At 70.9% G+C, this 20,414-nt stretch carries 14 protein-coding genes and 1 pseudogene; 10 read left to right on the forward strand and 5 right to left on the reverse strand.

Annotated features, from left to right (window positions below):
- Nucleotides 1–50 precede the first annotated feature (50 nt).
- Both AC3AGO_RS08125 and AC3AGO_RS08130 read right to left on the reverse strand, forming a co-directional pair.
- Nucleotides 51–722: a class I SAM-dependent methyltransferase gene (locus AC3AGO_RS08125; RefSeq protein WP_487819460.1), complete on the reverse strand. Its 672-nt coding sequence runs from the start codon at nt 720–722 to the stop codon at nt 51–53.
- Nucleotides 723–976: 254 nt separating this feature from the next.
- Nucleotides 977–3,085 (reverse strand): FUSC family protein, encoded by a 2,109-nt coding sequence (locus tag AC3AGO_RS08130; RefSeq protein WP_487819461.1) that lies wholly within the window; start codon nt 3,083–3,085, stop codon nt 977–979.
- Between the two features lie 268 nt (nt 3,086–3,353).
- Here AC3AGO_RS08130 and AC3AGO_RS08135 point away from each other — a divergent pair, with 268 nt between their 5' ends.
- On the forward strand, nt 3,354–4,205 hold the full coding sequence (locus AC3AGO_RS08135) for a GNAT family N-acetyltransferase (RefSeq protein WP_487819462.1): 852 nt from the start codon (nt 3,354–3,356) through the stop codon (nt 4,203–4,205).
- Between the two features lie 72 nt (nt 4,206–4,277).
- Here the strand turns inward: AC3AGO_RS08135 and AC3AGO_RS08140 are convergent, their stop codons facing one another.
- A complete protein-coding gene (locus AC3AGO_RS08140) occupies nt 4,278–5,888 on the reverse strand; it encodes an AMP-binding protein (RefSeq protein WP_487824570.1) in 1,611 nt (536 codons plus the stop codon).
- A 342-nt stretch (nt 5,889–6,230) separates the two neighbouring features.
- On the opposite strand from AC3AGO_RS08140, the gene AC3AGO_RS08145 reads away from it, so the two are divergent.
- The 8 genes from AC3AGO_RS08145 to AC3AGO_RS08180 all read left to right on the forward strand — a co-directional run bounded on the left by AC3AGO_RS08145 (nt 6,231) and on the right by AC3AGO_RS08180 (nt 17,835).
- Nucleotides 6,231–6,896, forward strand: a complete 666-nt coding sequence (locus AC3AGO_RS08145) for a TetR/AcrR family transcriptional regulator (RefSeq protein ID WP_487819463.1) — start codon at nt 6,231–6,233, stop codon at nt 6,894–6,896.
- A gap of 212 nt (nt 6,897–7,108) precedes the next feature.
- Nucleotides 7,109–8,491, forward strand: coding sequence for an MFS transporter (locus AC3AGO_RS08150; RefSeq protein WP_487819464.1), 1,383 nt, complete (start codon nt 7,109–7,111; stop codon nt 8,489–8,491).
- A 14-nt stretch (nt 8,492–8,505) separates the two neighbouring features.
- On the forward strand, nt 8,506–9,414 hold the full coding sequence (locus tag AC3AGO_RS08155) for a shikimate dehydrogenase (RefSeq protein ID WP_487824571.1): 909 nt from the start codon (nt 8,506–8,508) through the stop codon (nt 9,412–9,414).
- A gap of 227 nt (nt 9,415–9,641) precedes the next feature.
- On the forward strand, nt 9,642–10,655 hold the full coding sequence (locus AC3AGO_RS08160) for a 1-aminocyclopropane-1-carboxylate deaminase (RefSeq protein ID WP_487819465.1): 1,014 nt from the start codon (nt 9,642–9,644) through the stop codon (nt 10,653–10,655).
- A 563-nt stretch (nt 10,656–11,218) separates the two neighbouring features.
- The gene (locus AC3AGO_RS08165; RefSeq protein ID WP_487819466.1) at nt 11,219–11,422 is read left to right on the forward strand and encodes a type A2 lantipeptide; all 204 of its coding nucleotides are present in this window, start codon (nt 11,219–11,221) and stop codon (nt 11,420–11,422) included.
- Between the two features lie 254 nt (nt 11,423–11,676).
- On the forward strand, nt 11,677–12,483 hold the full coding sequence (locus AC3AGO_RS08170) for a hypothetical protein (protein ID WP_487819467.1): 807 nt from the start codon (nt 11,677–11,679) through the stop codon (nt 12,481–12,483).
- Nucleotides 12,480–14,789, forward strand: coding sequence for an NHLP family bacteriocin export ABC transporter peptidase/permease/ATPase subunit (locus AC3AGO_RS08175; protein ID WP_487819468.1), 2,310 nt, complete (start codon nt 12,480–12,482; stop codon nt 14,787–14,789). Before AC3AGO_RS08170 ends, AC3AGO_RS08175 begins: the two co-directional genes overlap by 4 nt.
- Nucleotides 14,790–14,937: 148 nt before the next feature.
- Nucleotides 14,938–17,835, forward strand: a complete 2,898-nt coding sequence (locus tag AC3AGO_RS08180; protein ID WP_487824572.1) for an NHLP bacteriocin export ABC transporter permease/ATPase subunit — start codon at nt 14,938–14,940, stop codon at nt 17,833–17,835.
- A gap of 113 nt (nt 17,836–17,948) precedes the next feature.
- On the opposite strand, the gene AC3AGO_RS08185 is transcribed toward AC3AGO_RS08180, so the two are convergent.
- Nucleotides 17,949–18,218, reverse strand: a complete 270-nt coding sequence (locus tag AC3AGO_RS08185) for a hypothetical protein (RefSeq protein WP_487819469.1) — start codon at nt 18,216–18,218, stop codon at nt 17,949–17,951.
- Nucleotides 18,219–18,824: 606 nt separating this feature from the next.
- Here AC3AGO_RS08185 and AC3AGO_RS08190 point away from each other — a divergent pair.
- Nucleotides 18,825–19,088 (forward strand): annotated as a pseudogene (locus AC3AGO_RS08190) (hypothetical protein); the annotation flags it as partial.
- Between the two features lie 166 nt (nt 19,089–19,254).
- Here AC3AGO_RS08190 and AC3AGO_RS08195 read toward each other — a convergent pair.
- Entirely contained in the window at nt 19,255–20,409 is a 1,155-nt protein-coding gene (locus AC3AGO_RS08195; protein ID WP_487819470.1) for a PP2C family protein-serine/threonine phosphatase, read from the reverse strand.
- Nucleotides 20,410–20,414 lie beyond the last annotated feature (5 nt).

Genomic DNA, 20,414 nt, shown 5'->3' on the forward strand with positions numbered 1-20,414 from the left:
TGAGTCCGTGCGCGACCGTGCCCCGGGCCGGCGGGCCCGGGGCGGGAGGGTCAGTCCTTGGGGGTCGCGTAGACGACCCAGTTGTCGTGCTTGTGCGCGTAGGGGCGGAAGTCACCGTGCGGCGGGTCGTCCCAGGAGATGCTGCGGATCTCGTGCACGGTCCAGTCGGTGAACAGCTCCCGGATCTCCTCCTCCTCGTAGTAGCGGAAGAGGGTGTCCTTGTAGGCGAAGGTGTTCTTCGCGATCTCCTCGCCCTCGCCGTACGTCTCGTCCTTCAGGGTGAACGCGTTGGTGACGAACAGCCCGCCGGGCGTGATGACGCGGCGCGCCTCGGCGATGAGGTCCGAGGGGTCCTGAATCTGCCCGAAGACGTCGAAGCAGGTCACCGCGTCGACGGAGTCGTCGATGAGCGGCAGCGACGTGGCGTCCGAGCGCAGCAGGAAGGAACGCTGCTGAATGACGCGGCGCGCGTTGGCCAGCCCGGTCGGTGCGATGTCGACGCCGAGCGCGGTGAATCCGGCCTCCGCCAGCGCGGCCAGGTTCCGCCCGTCGCCGCAGCCGAGGTCGACCACGGTGCGCACCTGGCGCTGCTGGAGGAACTCGACGGCCTGCGGGATGACAGGGATCGGGTCGTCCTGCCAGAGCGGAGCATCCCCGCTCTGGTCCTGGTACGCCTTCTCCCAGCCGTACTGCAGCTCTGCATACTCGGCCGTAACAGTCATTGTGCCTCCCCTTCGATGACGTGACGTTGTCATCTTATATAGCCGAGATGACAGATCAATACCTGTCTCAGTATGTGATCCCGCGCAGACAGGAGGCCCTGTACACGTCAAGAATCCCTGAACTCGCGTCCGTTCAGGGCAACTTCGCTGTTCTGCCGCACTCGTCGGGCTCGTGTGCTGTGGAGTGCGGGCCCCCGGGCACGGGTGCGGCCGTGTCATCGGCGGCCGTCCTGCCGACCGCGACCCGGTCCGTGTCAGGCCGGGGCGGCCGGGGTGTGGCGGTGGGCATGCGGAGCGGGCGCCGCGAGGTCGGTGGCGAGGGACTCGATGGCCGTGACGGTGCCGAGGCAGGTGGTCAGGGCGCGGGCCCGGGTCTCGGAGACGTCGCCGGACTGCGGGTCGGTGACCCAGGCGAGGCCGTTGTGCGCGGCGAGGGCGTCGAACTCGGCGCGGAGCGCACCCGGTTGCACGGGTTCGGCACCCGCCGCGGCGAAGGCCAGGGCCGCGAGGTGGCGGTGCAGCAGGCCGGCGAACTCGGCGAGTTCCGGGACCACTTCGTCCTCACGGTGCGGCAGGTGCTCCACGAGCATCGACGTACTGCGGGTGAGGTCGAAGACGCCGTTCTGGAGGCGGGCGAGCTGCTGCTGATCCCAGCGGGCGCGGTGACTGCCCGGTTCGTGGGGGACCTTGGCGATGGCCGCCTCCAGTTCCTCGCGTACGTGCCGGGAGCGGTTCCGCAGGGTTTCCAGTTCGGCGGGGTCCAGGGCGCCGACGTCGGAGTAGCCGGTCAGTACGGCCGGCAGCAGCCGGTCCTGCAACCGCAGCCAGCGGCCGAGCAGATCGGGGATCCGGTGGTGGTGCCAGGTGGGCAGCAGCAGGAAGATGACGAGGGCGATCACGGCGCCGAGGACGGTGTCGGCGGGGCGCCCCCAGGCGACGAGGCCCTGTTCCGAGCCCATCCGGTGCAGCAGGAAGACGAGCCAGGCCGTGAGGAAGAGGTTCAGGGTGTGCTGGCCGGTGCGCAGGGTCGTGAACACGAGGGCCGCGAGCACCACGGCGGCGATCGCGGAGGCGCCGTCGCCCCAGTGGAACTGGAAGAGCAGCCAGGCCAGGAAGCCGCCGACGATGGAGCCGACGGGGCGGGCCCAGCCGCGGGCGAAGGTGTGCTCGTAGTCGGGGAAGAGCACGAGCATGGTGGTGAGCGCCGCCCAGAAGCCGTGCGCGGGCAGCCCGTGTCCCCAGAAGTCACCGAGGGCGCGGCCGGCCGCCTCGGCGACGGTGGTGCCGACGGCGAGGCGTACGGCGTGCCGGAACAGCGGGGCGCCGGGCCGCAGTTGGGCCTTCAGCCGGCGCAGGACACCGGCCGCGGCGTTCTCCGCCGCGTAGAGGGCGGGGATCTCGTGGTGCGGCGGTACGTCGCCGCCGTTCCGGGGTCCCGCGGAGAGCGCGGCGAGCCGTTCGGCCTCGCGCAGTCTCGGCAGCAGATTCTGCGCTGTCGGGTCCTGCCAGGCGTTCAGCTGCTGCCAGGCCGCCTCGGGTGCGGGGCGGGCGCGCCCGCGGGTGACGGCGGCGGCGAGCGCGTCGAGGACATCGGCGAGCGCGGCGTACGGGACGTGCCGTGCGCCGGGCACCGCGTACAGGGCGCGCCGGATGCGTTCGGCCTCGCCGAGCAGTCCGTAGAGCGGGGCCGCGGCGGTGCGGGCGAACTGCGGGAGCAGACCGAGGGCGTCGCGGGCCTGGGAGAAGGGTTCGGAGGGGGCGCGTGCGGAGTCCGGGGCGCCCTCCAGCGCGCGGGTGTAGCGGGCGAGCGAGCCGTAGACCGCGGCGAGGGTGCGGCGCTGCGGCGCGTGCCGCCGGCCGTACGGCGGCAGCAGCTGCATGACGACGAGGATGCCGGTGCCGGCCGCGATCCACTTGACCATGTCGAGGCCCGCGGCGATGCCGGGCGACACGTCCGCGGTGATCAGCATGCCGATGACGACGAGGCAGGCGCGGATGCCGGGGGCCGCGCCCAGGGTGCGCCACAGTCCGGCCACGAAGGCGGCGACGGCGAGGATGATCAGGAAGTACCAGCCGATCCGCTGCCCGTAGACGCCGACGGCGGCCGCGGCACTGAAGGCGACGGCCATCGCGAGGGCGCTGACGACGCGGTGCCGCATGCTGGAGAGCAGGGTGCCGATGCCGGTGATGAAGGCGCCGACGCTCATCATCGTGGTGGCCAGGATGTCGTCCATGGCCCAGCCGATCACCGTGGCGACGGCGACGGCCAGTACGGCGCGGGCGATCGCCCAGGGGTCCGCGAGGGCCCGTTCGGTGTGGAACGCCTTCCGAATGGTGTGTCCGAGCGATGCCGCCCAGGCCATCAGTCACACTTCCTCTGCTTCGCGGTGTCTCCCACGTTCCCCCGCTTAATTAGTTGTAACACACATCTAATTTGTCCGCATCCCCGCCCTGCCTCCCGGTGCGCAGTTCGGGCGATTTGTCCATGTGCGTCATCGTACGAGTCCGGTGTTCCGGCACCCGGTACCGGCAGGAGCCCGGATCATCGCGCCGTGCGTCGCTACTGTGTGAGGGCCCGTCATGGACGCGGCCCCACCCCGTCAGCAAGGCCGCCGAGGAGGCACGGAGCGCATGGAAACCGCCGACGAACTCACCGTCACCGGCGCGACGTTGGACGAATGGCACCAGGTCGTGGAGTGGGCCGCCGAGGAGAGCTGGAACCCCGGGCGGGGCGACGCGGCCTGCTTCCACTCCGTCGACCCCGCGGGCTTCTTCGTCGGCCGGGCGGGAGGGCGGACGCTGTCCGCGGTCTCCGTCGTCAACTACTCGCCGGAGTACGCGTTCCTGGGCTACTACCTCGTCCACCCCGAGCACCGGGGGAACGGGCTGGGCCTCGCCACCTGGCGCGCCGCCGTGCCGCACGCCGGGGACCGCACGGTGGGCCTGGACGGGGTGCCGGCGCAGCAGGCGGTCTACGAGCGCGCCGGGTTCACCGCGGCGTACCGGACGCTCCGGTACACGGGCCGGCCCGTACGGAACGGCGGCGGTGAGGGGGCCGAGCCGGTCACCGCCGGCGATGTCGACGAGATCGCCGCGTACGACCGGGGCTGCTTTCCCGCCGAGCGGCGCGGCTTTCTGTCGCGCTGGCTGACGGCGCCGGGCCACGCCGCGTACGTCCGCCGGAGCGGCGGGACGGTCACCGGTTACGGGGTGATCCGGCCGGCCCGGGACGGGCGGCGCGTCGGCCCGCTGTTCGCGGACTCCCCTGAGGACGCCGCGGCGCTGTTCGACGCGCTCACCGCCGGCCTGGCGCCGGACGAGCGGGTCACCCTCGACATCCCCGAGCCCTGCACCGCCGCGACGGGACTGGCGGAGGAGCGGGGGCTGACACTCGGTTCGCACACGGTGCGCATGTACGCGGGGCCGGCGCCGGCGGTGGGGCCGGAGCGTACGTACGGCGTCACGAGCCTCGAACTCGGCTGAGGGGGACAGGAGTCCGCCGCCCCTCCCCCGGCCCGGCCGTCCGGATCGCCGAGGAACAGCCGGGGCAGCCGGTCAGCCGGGCTGGTCGGCGGGGCGCTCCGCGAGGAGGCGGGCGGACTGTTCGCGCATCTCGACCTTGCGGACCTTGCCGGTGACGGTCATCGGGAACTCGTCGACCAGATGCACATAGCGCGGGATCTTGAAGTGGGCGAGGCGGCCCTGGCAGAAGTCACGCAGGGAGGCGGCGTCCAGCGGCTCGGCGCCGGGCTTCATCCGGATCCAGGCCATCAGCTCCTCGCCGTACCGCTCGTCCGGTACGCCGATCACCTGGGCGTCGAGGATGTCGGGGTGCGTGTAGAGGAACTCCTCGATCTCGCGCGGGTAGAGGTTCTCACCGCCGCGGATGACCATGTCCTTGATCCGGCCCGTGATGCTGACGTATCCGTCGGCGTCCATGACGGCCAGGTCGCCGGTGTGCATCCAGCGCGCGGAGTCGACGGCCTCGGCGGTCTTCTCCGGCTCGTTCCAGTACCCGAGCATCACCGAGTAGCCACGGGTGCACAGTTCGCCCGGTTCGCCGCGCGGCACCGTCAGCCCGCTGACCGGGTCGGCGATCTTCACCTCCAGGTGCGGGCCCACCCTGCCGACCGTACTGACACGCCGCTCCAGCGAGTCGTCGGCGCGGGTCTGGGTCGACACCGGCGAGGTCTCCGTCATGCCGTAACAGATGGCCACTTCCGCCATCCCGAGCCGGTCGATGACCTGCCGCATGACCTCCTCCGGGCAGGGCGAGCCCGCCATGATGCCGGTGCGCAGGGAGGACAGGTCGTACGTGCCGAGCTGCGGGTCGTTGAGGACGGCGATGAACATGGTCGGCACGCCGTACAGCGAGGTGCAGGACTCGGCGGAGACCGCCGCCAGGGTGGCCGACGGCTCGAAGGACGGCGCGGGGATCACCATGGCCGAACCGTGGGTGGTGCAGGCGAGGTTGCCCATCACCATGCCGAAGCAGTGGTAGAAGGGCACGGGGATGCACACCCGGTCGTGCTCGGTGTAGCCGCACAACTCGCCCACGCAGAAGCCGTTGTTGAGGATGTTGTGGTGCGAGAGGGTGGCGCCCTTGGGGAAGCCGGTGGTGCCCGAGGTGTACTGGATGTTCACCGGGTCGTCGGTGTTCAGCTCGGCCTGCCGTCCGGCGAGGAGGGCCGCGTCGGCGCGCCGCCCGCTGTCCAGCAGCGCCGTCCATTCCGCACTGCCGAGCAGTACGACGTGCTCCAAGTCCGCGCAGCGGGGGCGCACTTCGGAGATCATCCCCGCGTAGTCGGAGGACTTGAACTTCTCGGCCGCCACCAGCAGCCGCACGCCGGCCTGGCCCAGCACGTACTCCAACTCGTGCGACCGGTAGGCCGGGTTGATGTTCACCAGTACGGCGCCGATCTTCGCCGTGGCGTACTGGGTCAGCGTCCATTCGGCACAGTTGGGCGCCCAGACGCCGACCCTGTCGCCCTTCGCGATGCCCAGCTCCAGCAGGCCCAGGGCGAGCGCGTCCACGTCGGCGCGGAGCTGCGCGTAGGTCCAGCGGCGGACGGTGCCTTCCGTACGGTCGACGAGTGCGTCGCGGCCGGCAAAACGGTGCGCCGTACGGTCGAAATTGTCGCCGATCGTATCGCCGAGGAGCGGCATGGCGGAGGGACCTGAGGTGTAGCTCGGCTCGGCCGGTGCGGTCGACACGATGTACCTCCCTGGCAGGGGACGTTCAGCTGCACCGGCTCTTACTCAGGCACTGCGCGATGTCCGGGCCCACTACCCTGCTGGCCTGCATGTCCGGCTGGGGGTACGGGGGTCGCCCCCCGGAAGCACGGAGCATACCGGCTGCGGGCCCGTATCCGGCCTGCTTGTACGTGTGAAGATCCGGCAACTCTCCCGAGGGTGACGGGTGCCCGCGCGGTCCGCTTCCCGGGGTGTCGCGGGTGCCGCCGTACACTGGCCGCGCCACCGTCCGCCTGCGAGAACGCGAGGATCCGTATGTGCGCAGCGCCCCCGCCGGTACGCCAGCGTGACGCGGCGCGCACGCGGGCCGAGATCCTGGAGATAGCGACGGAGGAGTTCGCGCGCCTGGGATACACCGGCGCCCGCATCGACGAGATCGCGGCCCGCATCCGCACCACGAAGCGGATGATCTACTACTACTTCGGCGGCAAGGAACAGCTGTTCACCGCGGTGCTGGAGCGCGCCTACGCGGTGATCCGGCAGCAGGAGCAGACGCTGGACGTCGGGCATCTTGATCCGGCGGCGGCGATCCGCAGGCTGGCCGAGCTCACCTTCGACCACCACGAGGCGCACCCGGACTTCATCCGGCTGGTGAGCATCGAGAACATCCACGAGGCGGAGCACATCACGGCCTCGGAGACGATCGGCGCGCTCAACTCCCCCGCCATCGACATCATCGGCCGGATCCTGGCCGAGGGCCGGGAGCAGGGGGTGTTCACCGCGGAGGTGGACGCCGTGGACCTGCACGCGATGATCAGCTCGTTCTGCTTCTTCCGCGTCGCGAACCGGCACACCTTCGGGGCGCTCTTCGGCCGGGACCTGACCGCGGCCGACCGCCGCGAGCACTACCGCACCATGCTCGGCGACCTGGTGCTCCGCTATCTCACCGGGGACGCGGCGGACGCGGCCACCGCGGACTGAGCGGGACGGGGCCGCGGCGCCCCTGGCGCGCGGCCCATGGCTCGGGTCCTTGGCGCGGGTCCTTGGCGCGGGGGACGCCGGTATCGGTGCGTGACGGCCGGGTTCGTTTCCGTGCGACCTATTGACAGGTTCCTGTGACGGGGTGACGATCCCCGGCAACGTAACTCACTAACTAGTACGTTAATTCGCTGCAGAGTCGCAGAGGAGCCCCCGTGACCGCTCGATCGACCGGTGCCCCGGCGCCACCACCGTCCCCCGCACCCCAGGGCCGCAAGGCGGCCATCGCCGCCTGGATCGGCAGTGCCCTGGAGTACTACGACTTCTTCATCTACGGCAGTGCCGCGGCCCTCGTCTTCCCCAAGGTCTTCTTCGACCCCGACGACCCGGCCACCGGCACGCTGATCTCACTGGCCACGTTCGGCGTGGCGTACGCGGCACGGCCCGTCGGAGCGCTGATCCTCGGACACATCGGGGACAGGCTCGGCAGGCGCAAGATCATGGTCTTCACGCTGATGCTGATGGGTCTGTCGACCTTCGCGATCGGCTGTCTGCCCGCGTACGCGCAGATCGGTACGGCCGCTCCCGTACTGCTGGTGCTGATGCGCATCCTGCAGGGCCTGTCCGCCGCGGGCGAGCAGGCCAGCGCGAACTCGATGACGCTGGAACACGCGCCGGAGGACCGGCGCGGCTATTACACGAGCTTCACGCTCAACGGCACCCAGGCCGGGCAGATCCTGGCGACGCTCATCTTCATCCCCGTCGCGGCGCTGCCGGACGAGCAGCTGTACTCGTGGGGCTGGCGCATCCCGTTCCTGCTGAGCGTGCTGGTGTCGGTCGCCGGCTATGTCATCCGGCGGAAGCTGGAGGAGACGCCCGCCTTCGAGGAGGCGGCCGCGGAGAACGACGTGGCGAAGCTGCCGCTCGCCTACCTGCTGCGCAACCACTGGGCCGACGTGCTGCGCGTGGTCGCGGCGGCGCTCATCGCCACCGTGCAGACCATCTTCACCGTGTGGGCGCTGTCGTTCGCCACCAGTGACGCGGCGGGCCTCGACGAGACGCCGATGCTGTGGGTCGGGGCGCTGGCCAACCTGGTCGCGCTGGGCGCCATTCCGCTGTGGGCCCGGCTCGCGGACCGGATCGGCCGCAAGCCGGTGTTCCTCACGGGCGCGCTGGGCTCCGGCGTCATGGTCTTCGTGTATCTGTGGGCGCTGTCCACCGGCAGCTACCCGCTGATCTTCCTCTCCGGCATCGTCTTCTTCGGCGTCGTCTACAGCGCCGCGAACGGCATCTGGCCGGCCTTCTACGGCGAGATGTTCCCGACGCGGGTCCGGCTGTCCGGCATGGCCATCGGTACGCAGATCGGGTTCGCGATCTCCGGGTTCGCCGTCACGTTCGCCGAGCAGATCGCCGGGCCCGACAGCGAGAACTGGGTGGGTGTCGCGGTGTTCACCGCCGCCATCTGCGTGGTCTGCGCCGTGGCCGTGGCCACCGGGCGCGAGACGTACAAGGTGCCCACCGCGCGGCTCGGCCTCAAGAAGGACGCGGTGGACGCGGAACCGGCCGGCGCGGCGGCCAAGATGACGGCGGCGAAGTGACCGCGTCGTCCGCCGTGCCCGCATCTCCCGGTGCCCCGTCTCCCAACGGGGCACCGGGGGGCGCCGGTTCCTCTTACCTCACCGGGCTGATCGGTTCGGGCATCGGGCCCTCGCTGAGCCCGGCGCTGCACGAGCGGGAGGCGGACCGGCACGGCCTGCGCCTCCTCTACCGCAGCCTCGACCTCGACCGGCTGGGCGTGGGGGCCGAGGCCGTCGGTGAACTGCTCGGCGCGGCCCGCCTCCTGGGCTTCGACGGGCTGAACATCACGCACCCGTGCAAGCAGACCGTCCTCGGCCACCTCGACGAACTGTCGCCGGAGGCCGAACAGTTGGGCGCCGTGAACACCGTCGTCTTCCGGGAGGGGCGGAGCGTCGGGCACAACACCGACGTCACCGGGTTCGCCCAGTCGTTCGCGCGCGGGCTGCCCGGCGCGGACACGGAGCATGTCGTGCAGCTCGGCGCGGGTGGCGCGGGTGCCGCCGTCGCCCACGCGCTGCTCACGCTGGGGACCGGCCGGCTCACCGTGACCGACGCGGACGACTCGCGTGCCGCGTCGCTCGCGGACTCGCTGACCGGCCGTTTCGGTACGGGCCGGGCCGTGGCGGCGCCTCTCGGGGAGCTCCCCCGGCAGCTCGCCGGCGCGGACGGCCTCGTCCACGCCACGCCCACCGGCATGGCGGCCCACCCCGGTCTGCCCTTTCCGGCGCCCCTGCTCCGGCCGGAACTGTGGGTGGCCGAGGTCGTGTACCGGCCGCTGGAGACCGAACTGGTGCGTACGGCACGGAAGACGGGCTGCCGCACGCTGACCGGCGGCGGCATGGCGGTGTTCCAGGCTGCGGACGCGTTCCGGCTGTTCACCGGCCGCGAGCCGGACGCCGAACGGATGCTGGCGCACCTCGCCGAACTGGTCGACGGGGCCTGAGCCTCCGGCCGAGCGCCCTCACGCCGGGCCGCGTACGGGAACCAACCACCCGTACGCGGCCCGGCGTTCGCGTGTCACCGTCTCGGCAGTTGAGGGCTTTCGTACGGTGGCGGCGGGGGTCACGTGGGTAGTCTCCCGGCGCTTCGCCCCGTGCGGAGCTGACGCAGACGATCCGCGGCTGTCCGCGCGCAGCACTGTCGCGGACGCGCCGACGACGAGGAGGTCCCGTGTCCCTGGACGACTTCGACCGTCATCCCCTGCTGTTCGGGCCGAGTCCCGTGCACCCGATGGACCGGCTGAGCGCGCATCTGGGCGGGGCCAGGGTGTGGGCCAAGCGGGAGGACTGCAACAGCGGGCTCGCGTACGGGGGCAACAAGACGCGGAAGCTGGAGTATCTGGTGCCGGACGCGCTCCGGCAGGGCGCCGACACCCTCGTCAGCATCGGCGGGGTGCAGTCCAACCACACGCGGCAGGTGGCCGCCGTCGCGGCGAAACTGGGGCTGCGCGCCGTGCTGGTGCAGGAGAGCTGGGTCGACTGGCCGGACCCGGTCAACGACAAGGTCGGCAACATCCAGCTGTCCCGGCTCATGGGCGCCGATGTGCGGCTGGTCGACGCCGGGTTCGGGATCGGCTTCAAGGACAGCTGGAGCCGGGCGCTGGAGGACGTACGGGCCGCGGGCGGCACGCCGTACGCCATCCCGGCCGGCGCGTCCGACCATCCGCTCGGCGGTCTCGGCTTCGCCCGCTGGGCGCACGAAGTGCGGGCGCAGGAGGAGGAGCTGGGGGTCTTCTTCGACACGGTGGTGGTGTGCGGGGTCACCGGCAGCACCCTGGCGGGCATGATCGCCGGCTTCGCCGCCCAGGACCGGCCGCGGCGGGTGCTGGGCATCGACGCCTCGGCCAGGCCCGCGGAGACCCGCGCCCAGGTGGCGAAGATCGCCCGCGCGACGGCCGAACTGACAGAGCTGGGCCGGGACTTGCGGGACGAGGAGATCACACTGCTGGAGGGCTGGGCCGGCGACAGGTACGGCGTCCCCGTGGACTCCACCGTGGAGGCGATCCGGCTCACCGCGCGCCTGGAGGGCGTCATCCTGGACCCGGTCTACGAGGGGAAGTCAATGGCGGGGCTGATCGACCTCGTCCGGGACGGCACCGTGCCCCGGGACTCCCAGGTGCTCTACGCACACCTCGGCGGCCAGCCCGCGCTGAACGCCTACAGCGGCGCTTTCCACAACTCCTGATATTCCCCGTCGAGTTCGGCCGCCTGGCCATTCGGACATTGCGGGTGACGCCGAATGAGTACGGCACTCGCGACCATAGGAGTGCTATTCCAACACCCCCTGTTACCTCAGGTGACCGTGCGGTTTCATTCGTGCAATGAGTGACGCTCCGAATGCCTCCTTCAAAGAATCTGCACATCGTTCACGCAGCGGGGCCACGGTGCGGGGAGGGGTGACCGAACGACGTTCGGAACCAGGTGCATTGGCGCGGCTGTGTCCCCTTTGGGAACAACCACCGGACCCCCGGGGGGAAATGCGGACCGACGATCCTGTGAAGACGTCGGCACCAAGCCGTGGACACTGCGGCACGTTCGCGGACTCCGGCGCCGGAATGTCGCCCGTATCCGTAGCTGACCGGTTGGCCGGGCGGCCCGCGCGCATGCTTTGATCTGGCGCGTTGCGGAAGTTGTAAGAACGGTTCCCGGCTTTCGGGTATCTGACGACCGCTCACCCGGCCGGTGCGCCTTCCCCGGGCAGATCCGGCCGCCGTCATGAAGAACACCCACCAGAAGGGAAGCGCCATCATGGACTTCACCCCCCAGGTCGAGACCGCCGAGATCGCCGACGCCGACCTCGACAACATTGCCGGCGGCCTCGTCGGCGGCGCCGTGAACAGCGCCGTCGGCACCGTCGACTCGGTTGCCCCGGTCTCCGAGCTGACCAACACCGTGTCGCAGACCGCCGGCGTTGACACCTCGCAGGTCTCCGGCCTGGTCTCCGGCCTCTGAGACCTCGTTCCACAGGGCATGCCGCCCTCGGGCGGCACTGCCGGGAACGACACCCTGACTGCCGGCGTCTTTGAATGCCGATAGAACGGGACGTGAGCCCCGGAACATATGTGTTCCGGGGCTTACGGGCGTTGTCGGCCGGTTTCCCCGGAAATGGAGCGACAGCGAACTGCGCAGCTCAGAGGCTGTGTTAGCGTCATGCGGCGTTGTGACCAGAGACGAATGCCGCCGAATGCAGTTGAGGGAATAGTTCCGTGCAGTTCCGGCAAAAGGCGCTTTCCAAGCTGCAATCGCCCGAAGAACTCGACCTGCCGGTGCGGTACGCGCGCCCGCAGGGCTGGCTCGTGCTGGCCGTGACCGTCGTCGTCATGGCCGCCGCCGCCTTCTGGGCCGTGACCGGTTCGGTCAACTCCAAGCTCAACGCCCCCGGCGTACTGACCCACGCACAGGGCAGCTATGTCCTGCAGAGCCCCGTCGCGGGCCAGGTCACCCAAGTCCTCGCCAAAGAGGGCCAGATGCTGCGCGCCGGCGCTCCCCTGCTGAAGATCCGTACGGAGCGCGGCGACCGGGCCGTCCGCGCGGTGGAGAGCGGCAGGGTGACGACGCTCGTGGCGAAGATCGGCTCCGTGGTCACCACCGGCAAGGACGTGGCGACCGTCGAACGCGTCAAGCACCGCGACGAACCGCTGGTGGCGATGGTGTACGTGAAGGCGGGCAGCGCCGCCAATGTGCCCGTCGGCGCACAGGTCGACCTGTCCGTACAGTCCGTGCCCTCCCAGCAGTTCGGCGTGCTGCACGGCCGCGTCAAGGCGGTCGGCCGCACACCCCAGTCGCAGCAGCAGATCAGCAGCTTCCTGGGGGACTCACAACTGGGCGCCCAGTTCTCGAAGCAGGGCCAGCCCGTCGCCGTCCTGGTCGAGCTGAAGAAGGACTCCGGGACGAAGTCCGGTTACAGCTGGTCGTCCAAGCAGGGCCCGCCGCAGGCCCCCGACTCCATGTCGCCGGCCACCGGCGCGGTCCACCTGGACGCGCAGCGCCCGATCGATTGGCTGCTCCCGTGACAGCGCAGCACGACTCCGCCCCGCAGAGCCCCGCACAGCAGAGCCCCGCACAGCAGTTGCCGCCGCCCGGGCGGGGACGGCACCGTCCGCCCACCCGGACGACACGGCAGCGTACGAACCGGACACGGCCCGCTCCCGCGCCGGGCGGCGGGAAGCACAAGACCGTCCGCAGCCCCACCGTCCTGCAGATGGAGGCCGTGGAGTGCGGCGCCGCCTCGCTGGCCATGGTGCTGGCGCACTACGGCAAGCACGTGCCGCTGGAGGAGCTCCGCATCGCCTGCGGTGTGTCCCGTGACGGCTCGCGGGCCAGCAACCTGCTCAAGGCGGCGCGCAGTTACGGGCTGAAGGCCAAGGGCATGCAGATGGAGCCGGCCGCCCTCGCGGAGGTGCGGGCACCGGCCATCCTGTTCTGGGAGTTCAACCACTACGTCGTCTACGACGGCATGGGCCGCCGCTTCGGCAAGCGCGGCGTGCACATCAACGACCCCGACAAGGGGCGCAGGTTCGTCCCCATGGAGGACTTCGACACCAGTTTCACCGGTGTCGTGCTGACCTTCGAGCCGGAGGACGGCTTCCGCAAGGGCGGCAGGAAGCCCGGCATCATGGGCGCCATGCCCGCACGGCTGCGCGGCACCACCGGCACGATGCTGGCGGCGCTGCTGGCGAGCCTGCTGCTGGTCGGGGTGGGCGCCGCGACGCCGGCGCTGAGCCGTACGTACATCGACATGTTCCTGATCGGCAATCAGACGTCGCTGCTGGGCGTGCTGTTCAGCTGTATGGCGGCCATGGTGGTGCTGACCGCGTCGCTGACAGCTCTGCAGCAGGCGAACCTGCTGCGCGGCCGCATCATCTCCTCCACGCTCAGCAGTGCGCGCTTCCTGCGGCACCTGCTCAGACTGCCCGTCACGTTCTTCGCGCAGCGCAGCCCCGCCGACCTCGTACAGCGGCTGCAGTCCAACGACACGGTGGCCGAGACCCTCGCGCGGGACCTCGCCGCCGCCGGCGTGGACTGTGTGGTCGTCGTCCTCTACGCGTTCCTGCTGTGGACGTACGACCCGCAGCTGACCGTTGTCGGCATCCTCATCGCGCTGCTCAACGTGGTGGCCATGCGGATCGTGATCCGTCTGCGTGCCACCCGTACGCAGAAGCTGCGGGCCGACACGGCACGGCTGACCAACACGTCGTACAGCGGTCTGCAGTTGATCGAGACGATGAAGGCCACCGGCGGCGAGAACGGCTTCTTCCGGCGCTGGGCGGGACAGCACGCGACGACGCTGGACGAACAGCAGCGGCTCGGTGTGCCGAGCGCCGCACTGGCCGTCGTGGCGCCGACGCTCGCGGCGCTGAACAGTGCCATGATCCTGCTGATCGGCGGCATGCGTGCCGTCGAGGGCCATATCTCCATCGGTCTGCTCGTCGCGTTCCAGGCGCTGGTGACCAGCTTCACCGCGCCCATCACCCGGCTGAACGGAGTGGCGGGCCGGATCCAGGACTTCGCCGCCGACGTGGCCCGGCTGAAGGACGTCGAGAACTTCCCCGTCGACTCGCTGTACACCCGGGACGAGCCGACGGCGAGCACCCGCAGGCTCAAGGGCCATGTGGAGCTGGACTCCGTGACGTTCGGCTACAGCCCGCTGGACGCGCCGCTGCTCAAGGACTTCTCGCTGTCCGTCGGGCCGGGGCAGCAGGTGGCGCTCGTCGGCGGTTCCGGCAGTGGCAAGTCGACGGTGTCCCGGCTGATTTCGGGCCTCTACAGTCCGTGGGAGGGCGCCATCCGGATCGACGGGCACCGGCTCGACGCGATCTCGCGCAGCGCGCTGGCCGCCTCGGTGTCCTTCGTCGACCAGGACGTCTTCCTCTTCGAGGGCACCGTCCGGGACAACGTGGCGCTGTGGGACCCGTCCATCCCGGACGAGGCGGTCGTGGCCGCGCTCCAGGACGCCGCCATCCACGACGTGCTGGCGCGCAGGCCCGCGGGCATCCACAGCCGCGTCGAGCAGGACGGCCGGAACTTCTCCGGCGGGCAGCGGCAGCGGCTGGAGATCGCGCGGGCGCTCGTACGCCGTCCCAGCATCCTGGTCCTCGACGAGGTGACCAGCGCCCTGGACGCGGAGACGGAACAGGTCATCATCGACAACCTGCGGCGGCGCGGCTGCGCCTGCGTGGTCATCGCGCACCGGCTGAGCACGGTGCGCGACAGCGACGAGATCGTCGTGCTGGACCACGGCACGATCGTGGAGCGCGGGCGGCACGAGGACCTCGTCGCCGCGGGCGGTCCGTACGCCGAGCTGGTCAAGGAGCACTGAGGTGGCATCCGTTCACCACCCCGCTGCCGGCGGCGCGGGGTACGACGACAGCAACACCGGGCACACCGGCGCCGGCGGCACGGACGGCTACGGGACCGGCGGGTACGAGGCCGACGCGTACGGCGCGTACAGCACGTACGGCGGCGACATGGTGACCGAGGCCCTGGGCGGACTCGGCGCACAGATCGACTGCACCGGGCTGCGCAGTGTCCCGCTGGAGGGGCCGCAGGTGCTGTGGCTCGTCGCGGGCGGCGCGATGGACCTGTTCGCGGTGGACGCCACCGGGCAGGGCCACTGGCACTACCTCGGCCGCCTGGGGCCCGGCACCCTGCTGATCGGCCCGGTGGCCGGCCCCCAGCACACGCTCGTCGGCAGGCCGTTGCAGGAGTGCGTGCTGCGCCGCATCCAACTGCGCGAGCTGTACCGGCCGGAGCCCGGCACGGACGGCTACTGGGCGGACGGGTACGGCACCGACGGCTACGGCAATCCGGTCGGCGGTCAGGGCAACTCGTGGGACAGCGGTGCGTGGGACACCGGGTCGTGGGACACGTGGGGCAACAGCAGCAGTCCCGACGGCGCCCTCAGCCCGCTGGAGGACGCGTTCGCGGTCGGTGTCGGCCGCAGTACCCAAGTCCTGTTCCAGGCACCGCTGAACGGCCAGCACGCCGAAGTGGACCCGTACGGCTCGGACGAGGACATCCTGTGGATGCCCGTCTCCCCCGGCAGCCTGCACTACGGTGCCGCGTACGGCGCGGACGCCGTCGGTGACCTGCTCATCGACGGCGCCATGTGGCAGCGCATGGTCAACCAGCAGTACAGGCTGCTGACCGCGCTGGACCGCTGGATCGAACGGCTGGAACGCGCACACGAGGACCGTACGGCCGCCGGCATCGAGGCGGGCGAGAATGTCCGCGCACAGGCCGACCAGGCGCTGCTGGCATCCATCAACTCGACGGGCAAGTCCCCCGGGACCGCCGCCATGTCGGGCGACGACGCGACGCTGGCGGTGTGCCGCCGCGTCGCCGAGGCCGGTGGCATCACGCTCACCGCGCCTGCCGAGAGCGGCTCCTGGAACGACAGGATGAACCCTGTCGAGCGCATCGCGCTGAGCTCCCGTGTGCGCACCCGTGTGGTCAGACTGAGCGGCCGCTGGTGGCGGGAGAACAGCGGTCCGCTGGTGGGCCAGCGGGAGGCGTCGGGCGCGCCGGTCGCGCTGCTGTGGCGGCGCGGCGGGTACGAGGCGGTCGGCCCGGACGGCGAGCGCACACGGATCGGCAAGGGGAACGCGGAACGGTACGCGTCGCGTGCCGTCATGTTCTACCGGCCGCTGCCCGACGAGCCGTTGAGCATGTGGGGCCTGGTGCGCTTCTGTCTGGGCGGCACCCGGATGGATCTGCGGAACCTGCTGCTGGGCGGACTGGTGGCGGTGGCCCTGGGGTCGCTGGTGCCGGTCGCGACGGGTCAGGTGCTCGGCGTGTTCGTGCCGAACGCGGAGACCGGCCTGATCGTCCAGGTGTCCCTGGCGCTCGTGGTCAGCGCTCTCGTCGCGTCGGTGTTCATGCTGCTGCAGAACATCTCCATTCTGCGCATGGAGGGACGCGTCGAGGCGTCGCTCCAGCCCGCGGTGTGGGACCGGCTGTTGAGCCTGCCGACGAAGTTCTTCGCGCACAGGTCCACGGGTGAGCTGGCCAGTGCGGCGATGGGCATCAGCACGATGCGCAGACTGCTGTCCGGCGTGGGCCCGATCGTCGTACAGGCGTGCACGGTCGGCACGATGAACCTGGTGCTCCTGCTGCTCTACAGCGTCCCGCTGGCGCTGGTGGGGCTGCTGCTCCTGGTCGTCATCGCGGCCGTGTTCCTCGGCATGGGGCTGTGGCAGCTGCGCTGGCAGCGGGAGTTGATCGAGCTCACCAACAAGCTGAACAACCAGGCGTTCCAGAGCCTGCGCGGACTGCCGAAACTGCGCGTCGCGGCGGCCGAGAGCTTCGCGTACGCGGCCTGGGCGCGGGAGTTCGCGCGCAGCCGTGAACTGCAGCAGCGGGTGGGGCGGATCAAGAACCTGACCGCCGTGCTGAACGCGGTCTATCTGCCGCTGTGTTCGCTCGTGATGTTCATGCTGATCGCGGGTCCGGCGCGGGGCGCGCTGTCCTCCAGTGCCTTCCTCACGTTCAACACGGCCGTGACCATGATGCTGACGCAGGCGACACAGCTCACCAACGCGCTCATCTCGGCGTACTCGGCGCTGCCGATGTTCGAGCAGATCAAGCCGGTGCTGCACGAGGCGCCGGAGGTGCGCGAGGGCAGCACCCAGCCGGGCACCCTGTCCGGCGGGATCGAGGCCCGTCAGCTGTCCTTCCGGTACTCCGACGACGGTCCGCTGGTGCTCGACGACGTGTCGTTCGAGGTGCGCCCCGGCGAGTTCGTCGCGGTCGTCGGGGCCAGCGGCTGCGGCAAGTCCACGCTGCTGCGGCTGCTCATCGGCTTCGACAGGCCGACCTCGGGGACCGTGCTGTACGACGGGCAGGACCTGTCGGCGCTCGACCAGTCGTCGGTGCGGCGGCAGTGCGGTGTCGTCCTGCAGAACTCGCAGCCGTTCACCGGGTCGATCCTGGACAGCATCTGCGGTGCGGAGATGTTCTCGCAGGAGGAGGCCTGGGAGGCGGCCGCGATGGCGGGTCTGGCCGAGGACATCAAGCGGATGCCGATGGGCATGCACACCATGCTGTCCGACGGCGGCGGCACCATATCCGGCGGTCAGCGGCAGCGGCTGATGATCGCTCAGGCGCTCATCAGGAAGCCGCGGATCCTCTTCTTCGACGAGGCCACCAGCGCGCTGGACAACGAGACCCAGCGCATCGTGATCGACAGCACCCGCAAGCTGCAGGCTTCCCGTGTGGTCATCGCGCACAGGCTGTCGACCGTCATGGACGCGGACCGCGTCGTCGTCATGTCGGAGGGACGGGTCGTCCAGCAGGGCACGCCTGCCGAACTGCTGGCGGACACGGGCGGGCAACTGCACGGACTGGTACGCCGCCAGATGCGCTGACGTGCGGCCCGCGCGCGGGGTGCGGCGGGTCGGGGGCGCGGGCGGGTCGGGGTGCGCGGGCGGCTCGCGGGTGCGCGGGTGGCTCGGTCGCGTTCAGCGGGTTCGCGGTCCGTTCAGCGGGTCCGCGGGACGGCCGGTATCACAGTGACCGTTCCCCCGGTGCCTGCCGGACTGTCGTCGCTGATCCGCACGGTGGCGGCACCAGGGCTGCCCGTCGGCACGGTGGCGGGCGGGCCCGCCGCCGAGGCCGGAACGGTCCACACGGCGAGGGCGCAGACACCGGCGAGCGCCGCTCCCGCGACGGGCCCCGCCACGGCGCCGGGGCGCGGGCCCCGGCGCCGGTCCCTTCGCGGAGCGCCGGCGGTTTCCGGCCGGTCACGCATGACGGGCTCCCCTTTCCCTCGCCGGGGAACAGCCGCCCCGGACAGGGCCATCCTCGGCCGCCACGTCCGCCGGGCACAGGGTCCTGCGGCCTCTCCTGCCGGGACGGAAGTCCCGGTCCCGCCGGCTGCACGCCGAACCGGCCGCGCCCGCAGCGGAATTCATTGCCCGGAACGGCTTTCCTCGCCGGTCGAACGCCGGAATTCCGTCATTGCGGCGGATATCAGCGGGGCCCGCATTGAGCGCGTAACACCGTGTCCGCATCCGGCGCTGAGATGGATGCGGGCTCGGAATTGCCCGCGCACGCCCGGAGTCCGGCATTCCGTACGGAACGGCGAATCCGGGCCGTGTTCATTTTCGCTTCTGTCCGGACAAGACACCCCGAGATCGGTGATCCCGTGAGCAATATCCATCAGCCCCCGCCCATGCCCGATCCGTACGGCGGCAACAACGGCGGCGGCTACCAGGGCGGATACCCCGGTGGCGGTTACCCCGGTGGCGGCAGTCCCGGCGGCTACCCCGGCGGTCAGCCGGTCGGCCAGCCCGACCCGTACGCCGAGCCCGCCGGCCGCCCCCGGCGCCAGCGCAGGGAGGGCGAGAGCCAGGAGCGCTGGGCCCTGGTCATCCACACGGTCGCGGACATCGCGGCGGGTTTCCTCGGACTGTGGATCCTGCTGTATCTGCTGGAGGCCAACCAGTCGAACATCTTCGTCACCTTCGTGGAGAGCGTCGCCGACTGGCTCGCCGGCTGGGCGCAGGACATCTTCACCATGGATTCGGAAGGCCTGCGCGTCTTCCTCAACTACGGCCTGCCCGCTGTGATTTACCTGGGAATAGGCCACGGACTGGCGGCGCGCGTTCGCCGGCTCTGAGCTGACAGAATTCACCCGGAATTCTCCTTTCATGGAGATCCGGTGACGGAACAGAGAGCGCTTGTGGACCCCGGAGGCCGGGATTGTCCACGAGCGCTTCGTGCGTGCCGGGTGAGGTCCGCGGAGCACGTCCGCAGTGACCGCGGCCCCGCGGACCGCCCGGCACTCACTCCCCGCGCGTGACCTCGCCCGTGACGGTGACGACCAGCGCCGTCGCGTCGTCGCCGAGGTCGCCGCCCACGTGCCGCTCCAGATCGGCGCGGAGCGCGCGCAGCAGTGCGACGGGCCCCTCCCCGGCCCACCGGTCCAGCCGTTCGGCCAGCGGGTAGAAGTCGCCCCGCGCGTCCCGCGCCTCCGTCACACCGTCCGTGCACAACAGCACCTGCTGTCCGGCCCGTTTGAGCACTTCGGCGCGCCGCGGCCGCGAAGTGAGCGCGGCGAGGCCCAGCGGGAGCCCCGTCTCGTACAGCGGCACCTCGGTGGCGGACAGTCCGTCCGGGCCGCCGAACAGCAGCGGCGGTACGTGGCCGCAGTCGACCACGCGCAGTCCGTCCGCGCCGTCGAGCTCCAGCAACAGGGCTGTGACGAACCGCGGTTCCCCGTCCCCCGCGGAGTTCCGCCGGTGGTGCCGTACGACGGCCTCCTCCAGCCGTCCCGCCACATCCTCCAGGCCGGGCTGGTAGTAGCCCGCCTCGCGGAAGGCGGCCAGTACGGAAGCGGCCGTCCCCACCGCCTCCAGGCCCTTGCCCTGTACGTCGCCGATGAGCAGCCGTGTGCCGAACGGCGAGTCGACGGCCTCGTACAGGTCGCCGCCCACCAGCCCCTCGGCGTCGGCCGCCGCGTAGAAACCGTCGACTGTCACGCCGGAACCGGACACCGGCAGCGGTGGCAGCAGGGCGCGTTGCAGCACTTCGATGGAGATGCGCGCGCGGGCGAGAGTGCGGATGCGCAGGGCGCGCATGCGGGCCATCGCGACACAGATGACGGACACGGCGGCCACCGAGGAGATGGTCATCCAGTCGCCGAGCCGCTCGTCGGAGGGGTCGGCGAGTCCGTAGTCGACGAGGAGCGCGACGCTGCACAGCACGCCGGCGATCAGCGTCCAGAAAGCCGACAGCAGTCCTGCGGCGACGACGGGCACCACGATGAGCGCGACACCGAACCACACGTACTTGCCGGCCGTGGCCGAGATGACCATGACGGCGACGCTGTAGACCAGCAGTACCGCCAGCACCACCCACTGGGGCGGCTGCCGCAGTTCGCGGTCTCGCCGCTTCCCGCCGCGCTGCGGGCGGCGCTGCTCGCCGGGCGTCGCGGTCAATCGGA

The sequence above is a fragment of the Streptomyces sp. BL1 genome (genome assembly GCF_057628045.1).

Excerpts from the sequence above, each read along its gene's own strand:
- AC3AGO_RS08180 (WP_487824572.1), top strand. The coding sequence starts at position 14,938 with ATGGTGACCGAGGCCCTGGGCGGACTCGGCGCACAGATCGACTGCACC.
- AC3AGO_RS08135 (WP_487819462.1), top strand. The coding sequence starts at position 3,354 with ATGGAAACCGCCGACGAACTCACCGTCACCGGCGCGACGTTGGACGAA.
- AC3AGO_RS08165 (WP_487819466.1), top strand. The coding sequence starts at position 11,219 with ATGGACTTCACCCCCCAGGTCGAGACCGCCGAGATCGCCGACGCCGAC.
- AC3AGO_RS08140 (WP_487824570.1), bottom strand. The coding sequence starts at position 5,888 with ATGCCGCTCCTCGGCGATACGATCGGCGACAATTTCGACCGTACGGCG.
- AC3AGO_RS08125 (WP_487819460.1), bottom strand. The coding sequence starts at position 722 with ATGACTGTTACGGCCGAGTATGCAGAGCTGCAGTACGGCTGGGAGAAG.
- AC3AGO_RS08185 (WP_487819469.1), bottom strand. The coding sequence starts at position 18,218 with ATGCGTGACCGGCCGGAAACCGCCGGCGCTCCGCGAAGGGACCGGCGC.
- AC3AGO_RS08130 (WP_487819461.1), bottom strand. The coding sequence starts at position 3,085 with ATGGCCTGGGCGGCATCGCTCGGACACACCATTCGGAAGGCGTTCCAC.
- AC3AGO_RS08145 (WP_487819463.1), top strand. The coding sequence starts at position 6,231 with ATGTGCGCAGCGCCCCCGCCGGTACGCCAGCGTGACGCGGCGCGCACG.